General features: G+C 42.6%; 10 protein-coding genes. 5 read left to right on the forward strand and 5 right to left on the reverse strand.

The genetic code is table 11. The annotated features are described in order from the left end of the window. Nucleotide 1: 1 nt before the first annotated feature. Nucleotides 2-1,210, reverse strand: coding sequence for a cupin domain-containing protein (locus J0X14_RS04295; RefSeq protein WP_207096511.1), 1,209 nt, complete (start codon nt 1,208-1,210; stop codon nt 2-4). 74 nt (nt 1,211-1,284) lie between these two features. Continuing rightward, nucleotides 1,285-3,522, reverse strand: coding sequence for a PQQ-binding-like beta-propeller repeat protein (locus tag J0X14_RS04300; RefSeq protein ID WP_207096512.1), 2,238 nt, complete (start codon nt 3,520-3,522; stop codon nt 1,285-1,287). Between the two features lie 241 nt (nt 3,523-3,763). Here J0X14_RS04300 and J0X14_RS04305 point away from each other — a divergent pair, with 241 nt between their 5' ends. The 4 genes from J0X14_RS04305 to J0X14_RS04320 all read left to right on the forward strand — a co-directional run bounded on the left by J0X14_RS04305 (nt 3,764) and on the right by J0X14_RS04320 (nt 9,483). Beyond that, entirely contained in the window at nt 3,764-4,606 is an 843-nt protein-coding gene (locus J0X14_RS04305; protein ID WP_207096513.1) for an endonuclease/exonuclease/phosphatase family protein, read from the forward strand. A gap of 188 nt (nt 4,607-4,794) precedes the next feature. After that, on the forward strand, nt 4,795-4,962 hold the full coding sequence (locus J0X14_RS04310; protein ID WP_207096514.1) for a lmo0937 family membrane protein: 168 nt from the start codon (nt 4,795-4,797) through the stop codon (nt 4,960-4,962). 177 nt (nt 4,963-5,139) lie between these two features. After that, nucleotides 5,140-7,230, forward strand: coding sequence for a glycoside hydrolase family 127 protein (locus tag J0X14_RS04315; RefSeq protein ID WP_207096515.1), 2,091 nt, complete (start codon nt 5,140-5,142; stop codon nt 7,228-7,230). Between the two features lie 42 nt (nt 7,231-7,272). Beyond that, nucleotides 7,273-9,483, forward strand: coding sequence for a beta-L-arabinofuranosidase domain-containing protein (locus tag J0X14_RS04320; protein WP_207096516.1), 2,211 nt, complete (start codon nt 7,273-7,275; stop codon nt 9,481-9,483). 69 nt (nt 9,484-9,552) lie between these two features. Here J0X14_RS04320 and J0X14_RS04325 read toward each other — a convergent pair whose 3' ends face one another. Beyond that, the gene (locus J0X14_RS04325; protein WP_207096517.1) at nt 9,553-11,715 is read right to left on the reverse strand and encodes a xanthine dehydrogenase family protein molybdopterin-binding subunit; all 2,163 of its coding nucleotides are present in this window, start codon (nt 11,713-11,715) and stop codon (nt 9,553-9,555) included. Continuing rightward, nucleotides 11,712-12,173 (reverse strand): (2Fe-2S)-binding protein, encoded by a 462-nt coding sequence (locus J0X14_RS04330; RefSeq protein WP_207096518.1) that lies wholly within the window; start codon nt 12,171-12,173, stop codon nt 11,712-11,714. The genes J0X14_RS04325 and J0X14_RS04330 overlap by 4 nt, the downstream gene beginning before the upstream one ends. Before the next feature lie 221 nt (nt 12,174-12,394). Between J0X14_RS04330 and J0X14_RS04335 the strand changes: the two genes are divergently transcribed. Continuing rightward, nucleotides 12,395-13,108: a hypothetical protein gene (locus tag J0X14_RS04335; RefSeq protein ID WP_207096519.1), complete on the forward strand. Its 714-nt coding sequence runs from the start codon at nt 12,395-12,397 to the stop codon at nt 13,106-13,108. 224 nt (nt 13,109-13,332) lie between these two features. On the opposite strand, the gene J0X14_RS04340 is transcribed toward J0X14_RS04335, so the two are convergent. After that, the gene (locus J0X14_RS04340; protein ID WP_207096520.1) at nt 13,333-13,884 is read right to left on the reverse strand and encodes a helix-turn-helix domain-containing protein; all 552 of its coding nucleotides are present in this window, start codon (nt 13,882-13,884) and stop codon (nt 13,333-13,335) included. Nucleotides 13,885-14,322 lie beyond the last annotated feature (438 nt).

Consider the following 14,322-nt stretch of genomic DNA (forward strand, 5'->3'; position numbering starts at 1 on the left):
ATTATTTTTGGTCATCATCGCCCATGACAAAGTAGCCTCGCCATTTGAATTCCTTGGCCAAGGCAGTTGCAGCAGGCCACGCAATTTGATGCTGGTCACTCGCTACCCATTTACGTCGTTTTTCCTCAGTTTCAAAGGAAATGAGGATTTGATAATTGTAGGTGGTTGGTTCAGCTTCAATTTCCTTGGCTTGGTCTGGCGAGTACAAACGCAATAATTTGGAGCTCAAATACCCATCCTGAACGATCATGGCCGGAACATAGATGGAATAGTACATTTCCTCAAAGGCTTGGGCATTTTTCTTTTCCACCACAAAATCCATTTCCAAAACCATGGATTTTGGTTCTTTTAAGGGTTTTTTGATGTCCCATTGCTTGGAAGCGGAGATTCCAATGATCAACAATTCCACGGTGTCGTTACCGGTATTGTTCAGTGTGATGTTTTCGCCGACCCTTCCGAAGAAGGCATCATCCTTTCCAAATGTTCCGGATTTACCATCAGTGGTTACCGTTCCTGAACCGCTGATGACATAATAAACAGCTTCCATGCCTTCAAGTTGATAAGGGTCGGTTTTGGTTCCGGAGGGAATGGTTAAATGATCCACATGGTTCCAATCAGTGGAGAAAACATCTGGGCGCAGCACCCGTCTATACGATACCCCTTTTCCAACATAAGGCGTTCTTTCCGGCTTGAGCAATTCCGTATCAAGCTTCTCCGAAACAAATACGGGTATGGCGTCTAAGGTGGCTCCTACCCGGTCATCCCCTAAATCAAAAGCGCCTCCTTTTCCTTTAACCGTGCTCACCGCAAAATTGAGCCATTGTACAGGCTGGTCAGTTGCATTGTAAATGGCATGCGAATCTCCCATTTTGCACGGAACTAGGGCTGGTGCTTTTATTTTGGAAGTCCTGCCGTTGATGGTAAATTCGGCTTCACCCGATAGCAGTACATACATTTCTTCAATATCGTGATGAAAATGATGGCCAATTCCCGATTTACCAGCAATGGTGCCCGTGTGGAGATAAAGAAAGTTGGTTGAGAGGTCGTCTCTGCCAATAAGTTGAGTGAACCCCATACTTCCTGCCCCAGCATGCACCGAAGTCAAATCTCTATAGGTAGATGGATCGTTGTGGATGATACGGTTTTGTATCGATTGGGCCGAAAGACTGCCTGTTACTATAATCAAAAGGATGGCGATAAGTGCTCTCATGATACTAACATTTTTTGATTTAAAATTTAAAACTGTGTTGCTAAATGACTACTGTGTTTGATTAAAATCCCGAACTATTTATCGGGCAAAGCATAAACTACATACCCTCTTGGTAAAGCGCCAGGTTTCTTGGATTGGTCATACGTGCCCCGGAAAAAATTGGAATTGGCATTTACCACCAAGTACTGTTTGCCATGAAGCGTAAACATACTGGGTTGTGCATTCGATTCGTGACTCATTGTGGTCTCCCAAAGCGTTTCTCCAGTATCTTGATCAAATGCATACAATTTTGCCCCTTTGGCGGTTGCAAAAACCAAACCAGTGGAGGTAATTACCATTCCCTTTCGTTGGATTCCTTGTGGCGCTCCTTTGCTGGGGTCTCCTTTGGCATAGAGCGAATCGATGCCTACTGGTTTACGCCACTTAATAGTGCCTTCATTTAGGTCATAGGCCAATACCGAAGACCATGGGGGATCAATAAGCGCAGGCCAATCCAACCCATATTCAGTGGTGTACTGCGCATTGGGGTGATCTGTACCTTCCGGATATTCCCGCATAGGAGCACCTCTTTGAGCATCAGGTTTTATGGGAGCACCCCCTGAAGCAACCACAGGGCCTTCAGGAAGTGTCTCTTCTTGTGTTGCTCTTCTAAAGGGATTGCTCACCGGATTTCCACCCAAAAATTTGAACAAAGCTTTAAGGGATTCTTCATCCACATGGACCAATCCTGGCATTTGACCGCGACCGTTGACCACAACCTCCTTGAAATCGTCATAACCCATGTGATGTCCAATATTCAACAAGGATGGTCCGGCTCCTCCCTCCATATTTTGTCCATGACATGCAATACAAGTAGAACTGTAGAGGTTTTGTACTCGTTCCACATCATTTTGGGAAAGGTCTTCTTTTGGTGGTTCAACCTTGTTCAATCTATAGGTTGAAGCATATTCCTGGGCCATGATGTACATAATTCCTTTGGATGGATCTCCGGCAGTATTGCCATAATTTGCCCCACCAAGTGCCCCTGGCATTGCTATGATCTCATATTGATCGGAAGGAGGAAGGTATAGCTGGGATTTTGAAGAATCCAATCGCTTTACCCAAGCCTGTTTGATACTATCCGGAAAATAGGGGTTCAGATTGTCCAAATTAACTTCATGTCTTGTGAAATCAGGCAATGATGGTATGGGTTGTGTTGGCCATGCTTCCTCACCGGGCATATTGCTGGGAGGGAACGGCTTTTCCTCAATGGGAAAGATGGGCTCCCCGGTTACACGGTCAAATACGAATACAAAACCGTGTTTGGTGGCAATGGAAACCGCATCAATGGACTTACCATCGCGTTGCACCGTGATTAATTGAGGTGCACTGGCCAAGTCATAATCCCATAGGTCATGATGAATGGTTTGATAATGCCAGATACGTTCCCCTGTTCGTGCATCCACAGCGACCAAAGAGTTGGCAAAAAGATTACTTCCCAATCGGTCTGCCCCATAATAATCATAGGTGGGAGAACCAAGAGGTATGTAGGCGATGCCCCGCTCCACGTCAACGGACATTTCGCTCCAAGCATTGGTGCCCCCTACATATTTATAAGCGTCTTTGGGCCATGTATCGTATCCAAACTCGCCGGGTTGCGGAATGGTATGAAATGTCCATTCCAGCTCTCCGGTCACTACATTATACGCTCTAATATGACCGGGTGGTGAGAAATACGTTTCCCCTGTTGAGGAACCCAAAATGAGTAAATCTTCGTAAAGTACGCCCGGCATCATGGACTGAATCCGAACAATGGTTGATGGGTCCCGGCCAAGATCTTCACGTAAATCCACATAACCGTCCTCTCCAAAATCCATAATGGATTTTCCCGTGGTAGCGTCAATGGCTTGAAGGGAACTATTTAAAGTGAAGAGCAAACGTTTGTCTTTTTTGTCGGCACTTTCCCAATAATTAATGCCCCTTCGGGTAATTCCTTTTAGATTGGCATGAATCCAGATTTCCTCACCTGTCTTAGCATTTAGAGCAATCAGGGAGCTGTTTTTTCCAAGGACGTACATGATGGAATCCGCAATAATGGGGCTGAAAAAATTATATTCATCTCCCGTTGGGTAGACCCACGCGACTTCCAGTTCACTAACATTTTCTTTAGTGATTTCGGAAGCATCAAAATATCTGGACTGACCAGGGGAACCTCCATAATGTGTCCAAGTACTATGTGGATTTTCAGTTTTTTCGGGATTGCATCCGATTAAAAAAAGAATTGTGATAAGTGCAAATAATGGGTAATAAGCCCCAGAGTAACGTGTATACATTGTTTGTAAGAATTATTAATTCTTGTGGCATTGGCCCTTTCTATCGTTGCTCTGGAATAAAATACCTAAGGGCATTCAGATATTTTACGGACGAAAAATACAATTTATTTGGGAAATCTGGGCCATCAAGTTATAGATGATATTTTTCAATGACACTACTTTCAAAATGAAGAAGATAAAGAAATCATAACTTTAAAATAGTTGAAAATGGATAGCTTGCAGCTTTAATTTAAGCTGATTTATGAGAAAAAGTATACTTATTGCCTTTGTTTTGGGGATAATAATCAATGTTAATGGCCAAAACTTGGATGTCATTTCCTATAATATTCGGTATGATAACCCCAACGACAAACCGAATCATTGGGACAATCGGAAGGAATTTCTCATTGCGCAGCTCAATTTTTATGCCCCTGACGTTTTTGGGACACAGGAGGGACTTGTTCATCAATTAAAAGCCATTGATGATGGTTTGAACGATTACACTTATTTTGGTGTGGGACGTGATCATGGTGATGAGAGAGGCGAGTTCACCGCTATTTTCTACAACACAAAAAAGTTCAACCTATTGGAACATTATACCTTTTGGTTGTCTACAACGCCAGAGGTTCCTTCCAAAGGATGGGATGCTGCTTTGCCACGAATCTGCACCTACGGACTTTTTGAATATAAAGAAAGTGGGGATAAGTTCATGGTCTTCAATACCCATTTTGACCATGTTGGGGAAAAGGCACGGGAGGAAAGCTCCAAATTGATTCTCAAAAAAATAAAAGAGTTGAACACCAATGGATATCCGGTAGTGGTAACAGGCGATTTTAATCTGGAAAGTGAGAGCTCGGGCGTCCAGGTCATTTTAACCGAAATGGAAGATACCCATATCGCAGCGGGCAAAAATGCTTTTGGCCCTTCTGGAACCTTTAATGGTTTTGATTTTACCAAACCGGTGGAGCGAAGAATCGACTATATTTTTGTTTCTCCGAATACCGTTGAGGTGCTAAAAAGTGCCATTTTAAGTGATTCCAAGGATTGCAGGTACCCTTCGGACCATTTGCCTGTTTTTGCCCGCTTACTTCTGAAAAAACAATAGGCATAATGGCATTTTCAAAGTTAAGCCTTCATTTAAAAAATGGCTTATAGAGGTGTGTCTAAGGAGTCAATAAACTCTAGCTAGATTTATGAATTTCATGCTTTTGGGTTAAAAATTGAACCTATACAATCAACCTACTGCTTTTGGATAATCTACTTTTACCATGTATAACAGTAAAACCTAAGATTATGAGAAGTTTGTTATGGTTAGTAGCCGTCATCTGTATTATTATATGGGTTTTGGGATTCTTCGGTGTTGTTGCCGGAATAGGAACAAGCAGCCTGATTCACATACTTTTGGTCATCGCCATCATTGCCATTTTATATAATATTATTTCTGGCCGAAGACCGCTTTAGACCGTTTGCTAGGGACAAAGAAAATTAAAACATAATAGGAAAGGGGGGTGGATATTTCTTTCCTGTAAGGAAGTGGTTGCCCATGGGCAACCACTTTTTGTTGAAGCTTTAGCGGTCAAATAAGTGCTCTTTTAAAAAAGAACATATCTTTATAGGGTAACCCCGAAAAACAAAATTTTGCAACCGCATAGATTCACACTGAACAAACGAACACCGAATAAGATAGGAAGCATAACTTTTGGTTTTGCCTTATTATTAATTTCATTTTCTGCATGTTCGGACCAAGAAATCAAACCCACTGAAGATGTAAAACTCGCATTCGTTCCTTTTAACGAGGTAAACCTAATGGACGATTTTTGGTCACCTAGATTAAAAATCCAAAAGGACACCTTGGTGCCTTTTGCCTTGGACAAAACCAAACCGGCAGTAGAAAATCTTCGAAAAGCTGCCGACTACCTAAAAGGGGATACACTGGATTTACCCTTTGCGCACCGTTACATCTCTTCGGACCTGTATAAAGTGATGGAGGGTGCAGCACTGTTACTTCGGGAAAACCCAGATCCCATGCTGGAAAAACGAATGGATAGCATCATCGATATTATTGCTGGCGCGCAAAAGAGTGATGGATATTTATATGTGTCCCACATCACAGGGGTTTCCAAAGACCATGACCATTGGGGTGGTGGAGGAATGGGTGATAAACCGTACACATGGGTGCTTCACAGCCATGAACTCTACAATATGGGCCACATGTATGAAGCTGCCATAGCCTATTATCGTTCTACAGGAAAGGATAAGTGGTTAAAGGTGGCAGAGAAGAACGCACAACATATCAACAAGGTTTTTTTTGAAGGTGATTCCAACTACAATGGGGGAAAACCTGTGGAGCAAGCCCCAGGGCACCAGGAGCTGGAGCTGGCGTTGGTAAAACTATATCGGGTTACAGGAAATGAATTGTATTTGGAGATGGCCCAGAAATTCCTGGATATTCGTGGACGCACTTTCCAAACCGAAGGAGAAGGGGTAATGGCGCCAACATATGCCCAGCAGCACAAACCCGTATCTGAGCAACGCGAAGCTGTGGGTCACGCTGTCCGGGCCATGTATCAATATTCTGGTATGGCAGACGTAGCTACGGAAACGGGTTCCCAAGAATATGATGAGGCACTCTTTTCCATTTGGAATGATATTACCGATACCAAAATGCACATCACGGGGGGACTTGGCGCCATTCGTGGTATTGAAGGGTTTGGTCCCAGCTACGTACTTCCCAATAAAGAAGCGTATAATGAAACATGTGCTGCAGTTGGTAATGTATTGTTTAATAACCGAATGTTTCTCAAAACCCATGAGGCCAAATATATGGATGTGGCCGAAGTTGCTTTATTGAACAATTCCTTGGCCGGGGTCAATTTGGATGGCAATCGGTTTTTTTATGTCAATCCTTTGGAATCCGATGGGATTACTCCCTTTAATCAAGGAGAGACGGGCAGGGCACCTTGGTTCGGTACAGCATGTTGCCCCTCAAACATTGCCAGATTGATTCCCCAAGTGGCCGGAATGATGTATGCCCACGGAGGTGATGATTTGTATGTTACCTATTACGCAAGTAGCAGCACGGATGTTCCAATGCCAGAAGGAGGGGTCGGTATCAGCCAAAAATCAAATTATCCTTTTGATGGCGATATTAAAGTAACCCTCAATCCAAAACAGGAGCAAGAATTCAATTTGCATTTAAGAATTCCCACTTGGGCAACTTCCCAATTTGTGCCGGGCGACCTTTATCATTATTTGGAGGAACAACCATCTCAATGGACAGTTAAAATCAATGGTGTTGAGCAGGAATATCCCATCCAAAAAGGGTTTGTGACCATAAACAGGGTTTGGAAACCAAAAGATGAGGTTGAACTGATTTTACCCATGCCTGTTCGGTTGAATGGAGCATTGGATGAAGTAGAATCGGATAAAGGCCGCATTGCGGTAACCCGCGGACCATTGGTCTATTGTGCAGAAGGAGTGGATCAAGGTAGGCCGGTGCAAGAAATCGCAATCGATTCAGTTCAGGACAATCCGCAAATACATACCATACAAACGGGAAAATTAAAAAATATCAGTTCCCTGACTCTAAATGGAAAAACGCTGGAAAATGGAGAAATCATAAAGCAAGAAATTGTGATGATTCCGTACTACGCTTGGAACAATAGAGGGGATAGCTCCATGATGGTTTGGCTTCCCACTGATTCCCAAACATTGCCTACTACCAATTAAGACAAAACCAACATGTCAATCCAATTAAATAGTATCAAAAAAATGAAGTCAACCCTATGTGTGTGCGTAATGATAGGTGTGATGTCAGCCTGTCAAGATGCATCAAATGCCACATCAGAGATTCAGGTAGATGTGGTGACGGTGCCCGATGCCACGGCTGGTACCAATTCATATTACCCAAGTAACAAAGCACCTTTAAAGCCAAGTGTGTTGATAAAGTTACCGGTAGGTGATATAAAACCCCACGGCTGGTTGATGGAGTACCTTCAACGTCAAAAAAACGGTTTAACAGGTCGTTTGAATGAAATAAGTGCTTGGCTACAAAAGGAAAACAATGCTTGGCTTGACGAAAATGGGCAAGGTGAATGGGGTTGGGAAGAAGTGCCTTATTGGCTGAAGGGATATGCCAACATTGGCTATATTTTGGATGATCAAGCGATGATTGATGAAGCCAAAATTTGGATTGATGGCGCCATTGCCAGTCAACAGCCCAATGGATTTTTTGGACCAAATCTGGCTTGGGAAAGTTATATTTCTGAAGAATCCAGAACTGAAGAGCGAATGGCTGAAAAGTTGGAGAAAAGAGATTATTGGGCCAATATGATCATGTTGTATTGTTTGCAATCGTATTATGAATACTCCCAGGATGAACGAGTCATTGAACTCATGACCAAGTATTTTAAATATCAGCTTGAAGTGCCCGATGAAAATTTTCTCTCGGAAACGCAATACTGGCAAAGAATACGAGGTGGTGACAATTTACACAGCGTACTTTGGCTCTATAATCGAACGGGTGAGCCCTGGTTGTTGGAACTCGCAGAAAAGGTGCACCGGAATACAGCGCCTTGGAACAAAGAGAACCATGATTTTGAGGATATCGGAAATCCAAAACACATACGGGAAGGAATGGAATGGCCCGAATGGTACAATACCATGATCGATTGGCACAATGTGAATGTTGCGCAAGCATTTCGTGAGCCGGCACAGTACTATCTTTTGAGTGGCGACGAAAAGGATTTACGGGCCACCTATGATAATTTTCACAGGGTACGAAAGTATTTCGGGCAGGTGCCAGGCGGAATGTTTGGTTCTGATGAAAATAGCAGACCAGGCTATGATGACCCCAGGCAAGGCGTGGAAACCTGTGGTATGGTGGAGCAAATGAATTCAGACGAGCACCTTCTGCGTATTACGGGAGATATTTTTTGGGCGGATCATGCCGAAGAGGTGGCTTTTAATACCTATCCGGCCGCGGTTGCTCCAGATTTTAAAAGCCTTCGATACATTACAAGTCCCAATATGGCCATGAACGATAACAAAAATCATAATCCGGGAATTGATAATTCAGGCCCCTATTTAATGATGAATCCCTTCAGTTCAAGATGTTGTCAGCATAATCATACCCAAGGATGGCCCTATTATGTGGAAAATTTATGGATGGCCACCCCAGACAATGGATTGGCTGCAGTATTATATGCGGCAAACACAGTAACAGCAAAAGTTGGAAACCAAGGCAAGGAAGTTACCATCACTAATCACTCCAATTATCCCTTTGAGGATACCATCGACTTTAAACTATCCATGGAATCACCTGATCAATTTCCGTTGTATTTCCGTATTCCAGGATGGGCCAGCAACGCTACCATATCTGTAAATGGCAATTCGGTTAATGCGCAAATTGAAGCTGGGAAATACGTCAAAATCAATAAAGAGTGGAATAATGAGGATATCGTTCAACTCAAGTTTCCTATGGAATTGGATATCACCACATGGGAACAGAATCACAATAGCATAAGTGTGAATTATGGCCCGTTGACCTTTTCGCTTAAAATCGGTGAAGATTACGTTCAAACAAAATCTGAGGAGAATGCGCAGCACGATTCGAAATGGCAAGAGGGTGCCAATGTGGAGGAATGGCCTTCCTATGAGATTCACCCGACAACACCATGGAATTATGGGTTGGTATTAAAAGAGGATGCAAAAACTTCTTTTGAAGTGGAACATAGACCTTGGCCGTCCAACAATTTTCCATTTACGCCTGATTCCGCTCCAATCCTATTAAAGGCAAGGGCAAAAAGAATTCCAGGATGGACTTTTGACCAATACGGTCTTACCGGGGAGTTATCGGATAGTCCGGTCAAAACAGAAACTGCTGAAGAAACTGTAGAACTGGTTCCTATGGGAGCGGCCCGTTTACGAATCAGTGCATTTCCGGTCATTGGTGAAGGTGAGGACGCCAATGGATGGAATTGAACCATCGGGTGTGAGGTAAAAAACCACAAGAATTTGTCAACCCCTCTCGAATAGACTTGGAATTCGATTTTATGCAATGGAATAGGTGCTGCTTTTTACAATAGGAATTTGCCGTATTCTTTCGCCAGTAGCCGCAAAAATTGCGTTTAATAGTGCGGGAGCTACTCCGGGCACCCCGGGTTCTCCGGCTCCAGAAGGTTCATCATTGCTGTCCACTAGGTGCACCTCAATCTCTGGTGTTTCATTCATGCGTAGCAAATCATACGAATCAAAATTGGTTTGCTGAACCTGGCCATCAACAACGGTCAGTTGGGTCTTGAGCGCCGCTGAAAGCCCCCAGATAATACCGCCTGCAATCTGAGACTCCACCTGACTGGGATTAATGACCCGACCACAATTTAAGACAGCGGTCACCTTATGGACTTTTACTTTTCCATCTTCTACCGAAAGGTCAATCACCTGGGAACAATAGGAAGTGTTATAACTTATACCGGAAACTCCTTGAAAAATTCCTTCGGACACCTGGCCCCAATTTGATTTTTCCCGGACTATTTCAAGCGTTTCCTTGAGTTTTTTCGGGTAAAGATTATCCCCTACCCAGGGTTCCATAACCTGTTCAACCACCTCTGCTTTGTCCAAGAGTTCAATACGATAGGCAATAGGGTCCTTTTTGGCCAGATGAGCCAACTCATCAATAAAGCATTCAAGGCCCAAAGCCCAGGGATGGGCAAATACACTACGCCAAGAAGCCCGTGGTAACAAACGATCCCCCTTTTCTGCCACATAATTGTAATGCACCATGGGCAGGGCATAAGGATTCGGCCTATAAGCATTGGTACTTCCAATAGTGCCTTTATAGGCAATGGCCATCACCTCTCCTGTAGGATTAAAAGCAGCCTCCCAATGATCTACGCAATAGGGGTGGTATTTGGAAGTGGTAATGGTATCTTCCCTAGACCAGGTGAGTTTAACTGGTTTTCGCACCTTTTCCGAAATCAACACGGCTTCTTCCACATAATCAGCATGGAAGCGACGGCCAAATCCACCACCTGAAGGTAAATTATGTATGGTGATGGCCGCTTCAGGAAGGCCCGTCAATTCAGAGATACGTTCACGGAACATTCCGGGGGCTTGACTTCCTACCCAAATTTCAATTTTATGACCCATGTGGTAGGCGGTTGCATTGAGGGGTTCCATGCACGTGGTGGTTTGATAGGCAGAGAAATAAGTGGCTTCATGGCCCTTGCTGTATCTGTTGAACAGATTATGGATATCTCTTTTTTCCGGTGTTACAGTTCTGGGTTCCTCTAGCTGGGCCAAAAGTTCCTCTTTAACGTCCGTATCGGATTTTCTTGAAAGATTGCCCAAATCCCATTGTATTTCGAGTAACTTTTTGGCTTCCAAGGCGGCCCATGTATTGCTGGCCAAAACTGCTACCCCAGATCTTACCCCGCCTTTGAAATCATCGGGCTGTATCTCAACAGCAGTAACTTCAATTACATCTACTACCCCTGGAAAAGAGCGAGCCTTGGAATCGTCAAAATCGATGAGGTTTCCATTCCAAGTTGGACAACGAGCAACTGCAGCATATAGCATATTGGGCAATTTCACATTGATGCTATATGGATTTTTGCCCTCGGCAATGATTCGGGTTCTTTCCCCAATAAGCCGCTTTCCAATGTACTTGTAGTCAGAAGGATCCTTTAATTTTATATCGAAAGGCGCTGGAAGATCCTTGGCCAAGGTAATCAGGCTCGCATAAGACGCTTTTCTTTCGCTGGAATTATGGTACACAAAACCATTTTCGCTAAAACAATCTGAAGGATCCAACTGCCATTTTTGAGCAGCAGCAACTATAAAAATTTCCCTTGCTGTGGCAATAGCCTTTCGCAATGGTTCCCATAGCATTCGTAACCCGTTACTGCCGCCGGTATCCTGAAGGTCGCCATAACGTTCAATGGCACCATCGGCAAACTCAGTTTTGAGATTTTCAAAATCCATTCCCAGTTCATCCGCAACGATCATGGCCAATCCCACAGAGGTGCCTTGACCCAGTTCGGTTCTGGAACAGATAAAAGTTATGGTGTTGTCAGGGTCTATCCTTACATAAAAGTTGGGTTCCCAGCTTTCGGTTTCCAAAACTTGCTCATTGCAAGAGAACGGTAAATATGCACTGATCAAGAATCCTCCACTGGCCAGAGTGGAGGTTTTAAAAAAATGTCTCCTTTTCATAGTTTGCTGTTCGTTTCAATAACTTGCTCAATGGATTTTTTGATTCTTGGATAGGTTCCGCAACGACAAATGTTCCCGCGCATGCCCATTTTAATTTCTTCGTCTGTTGGGTTGGGATTTTGACTCAATAGTGCCAAGGCATTCATAATCTGGCCGCTTTGGCAATAACCGCACTGTGGGGTATCGTTTTGTATCCATGAGTCTTTAAGGGCCTGCAGGAGGCTATTTGAGTTGGAGTCTTCTATGGTGGTTATATTCTTATCCAATGCAGCACTCACTGGAATACTGCAAGAGCGAGCAGCTTGCCCATTTACCAAAACTGTACAGGCCCCACATTGGCCAATTCCACAAGAATATTTGGTTCCTGTAAGTTCCAAAAGATCACGCAATACCCACAGGAGGGGCATGTTCTCTTCGGCTTCAAATGAGTACTTTTGATTGTTGACGTTTAACTCCATTGTTATCTACTAGTTTTTTGATTGATGGCTTGAATAACGAGATTAGCAAAAAAGGGCAATTATTCCTTCCTGATTTATGGAATCAGGAGAGGATAGGGTTCTCATTTTTTCTTCGGATTCATGGAATCCAAATAGAGAATTGATTCTTTTTCAGGAGCTTTAGCATTCTGACCAAATCTTGTGAATACATTTTTGGGATATTTTAAATTAATAGGTTGGTTATGAATTTTAAGTTAATTACAATCAGCATACTTCTTTCACTGAATGCTTCCATGGCTTTTGCCCAGACTCCGTTGTTGAACCCTGAAAAGATTAGAAACAGGGTCAAAACCGAAAAGCTACTTTATATAATGTCGCACGAAAAAGATTCTGCAGGATATACCGCTTTAGAATATCGTTTGGATGGAGATACATTGATGGCTGGGGAAGAAGTGGAAGCGGTGTACAACGGCATAAACATTTACGAAAAACTCAGCAGTACATTCAATCTTGATTCAGCAGAAATGGTCGAGGCTGAACTGTTTATGAAATTTGGCGAAAACACCCTCAATTTTAATGGGAAATGGTTGGAAGGCGGAGCTATTGCAATAAAATACAACACTTTGGATTCGCTGATAACGGATAGTGGCGAAAATCATATAGAGCGATTCCAAAGTTTGTTTGTACTGCCTAGACTTATCCATGAATCAGATTCTATAATTACCTATAGGCAGTTCAATCCAACGGATTTACAATTCAGGAGTATAACGGCTACTCCATTGGGGCAAACAGAAATTAGTTCTAGCTTGGGAATGTTTACCTGTGCCATACTTCAATTACAAGGGGGTGTGGCGGTACAAAAATTGTTTGTGGATATTACCTCACACAGAATTGTGCGGATAGAGATACCTCACCAAAGTTGGGTATATGATCTTATAGGGATAAATAGTAATTGAAAAACCCGGTACAAGAAGGAAAGTATGGTAGTTCTGAGATTGAGGGCATAAAAAAGAGCTGACATTGCTGTTAACTCTTTACTTGTAGAGGGGACTGGACTCCCTTCGGCTTCGCTCAGGATAAACCTAAGACATGATCCTTAAATCAACACCAAATGTAGTGCAGTGGCCGCAAAGGCATCACCGGATGTTAGATTTTTAGTCTTTGGAAGGGGTGAAGAAGATTAGACAAAAATGTCCAGATACTTTACAAAATCTGACTCAGGAATAATACCATGTGGCTCAAGGGAACTAAAGTAAATACTATCGCCTTCGTGTAGCAAATATTCAATACGGCCAACCTTTATTTTAAGGGATCCTTCCAGAACATAAAGAAATTCTTCTCCGTCATGGGTTAAGGAGTGCTTTTTCACCTCGCCCTTTACAGCAGTGAATATAAAGGGTTGCATTTTTTTCTGATGTACTTTAGGAGCAAAGGGGAAAATGCTGTAGCCTTTGTTGGTTTTGGTAAGGTTTCCTTCAACCTCGGAGGCCAATGTCATTTCAGAACTGATCAAAGTGTCGGATTCCATTAAGTCGCTAACCTTTACACCAAGGACGCTTGCAATTTTAACCAATGCAGCAATTGATGGAAGGGCTTTGTTGTTTTCAATTTTTGAAATCATGCTTTTGGACATCTCACATTGATCGGCCAAATCCTGTATTGTTCTTTTTTGGGAAATTCGAAGTTGTTTAATGTTTAATCCAACAATACTCTGTTTAATTGAATCTTTCATTTAGATGGGATGATTGCATCAACGGCAATCGATATTTTATTAAACCAATGTAGCACCTGATGTTTTATTTCCACGTAACCTTGGAAAACGAAGTTCATTACGTATTCTCAGTGCTTTTCAAGGGCTCAATATATGAATTTAAATATTAGAAATTTAATAAACTAAGTTTCATGGTTTGAAATTAGTTTACTAAAAGAGGAACGCTCTAAGGTTTGTTTTAGTGTGCTTGACTTATTTCCTTAACATTTCCCTTCTTCATTCAAATACCTTGTAAATAGCACTTAACAAACTTAATTTCTTGATTATAGATGTATGGTAAGCAACTGTAGTGACGCAATCGGTTTCATAAATGCGTAATATTATGAAACTTAAAAATAATTTAATTCAACATTGTTGAATATTAAAAAAAAATATGTACTATTGCTTTTAGATAGGTCA

Source organism: Allomuricauda sp. CAU 1633 (assembly GCF_017313225.1).
In the GTDB taxonomy this organism is placed as follows: Bacteria; Bacteroidota; Bacteroidia; order Flavobacteriales; family Flavobacteriaceae; genus Flagellimonas.

What these genes read in the sequence shown, in the direction of transcription:
- J0X14_RS04295 (WP_207096511.1), bottom strand. Translation starts at nt 1,210, where the DNA reads ATGAGAGCACTTATCGCCATCCTTTTGATTATAGTAACAGGCAGTCTT.
- J0X14_RS04300 (WP_207096512.1), bottom strand. Translation starts at nt 3,522, where the DNA reads ATGTATACACGTTACTCTGGGGCTTATTACCCATTATTTGCACTTATC.
- J0X14_RS04305 (WP_207096513.1), top strand. Translation starts at nt 3,764, where the DNA reads ATGAGAAAAAGTATACTTATTGCCTTTGTTTTGGGGATAATAATCAAT.
- J0X14_RS04310 (WP_207096514.1), top strand. Translation starts at nt 4,795, where the DNA reads ATGAGAAGTTTGTTATGGTTAGTAGCCGTCATCTGTATTATTATATGG.
- J0X14_RS04320 (WP_207096516.1), top strand. Translation starts at nt 7,273, where the DNA reads ATGAAGTCAACCCTATGTGTGTGCGTAATGATAGGTGTGATGTCAGCC.
- J0X14_RS04325 (WP_207096517.1), bottom strand. Translation starts at nt 11,715, where the DNA reads ATGAAAAGGAGACATTTTTTTAAAACCTCCACTCTGGCCAGTGGAGGA.
- J0X14_RS04330 (WP_207096518.1), bottom strand. Translation starts at nt 12,173, where the DNA reads ATGGAGTTAAACGTCAACAATCAAAAGTACTCATTTGAAGCCGAAGAG.
- J0X14_RS04335 (WP_207096519.1), top strand. Translation starts at nt 12,395, where the DNA reads ATGAATTTTAAGTTAATTACAATCAGCATACTTCTTTCACTGAATGCT.
- J0X14_RS04340 (WP_207096520.1), bottom strand. Translation starts at nt 13,884, where the DNA reads ATGAAAGATTCAATTAAACAGAGTATTGTTGGATTAAACATTAAACAA.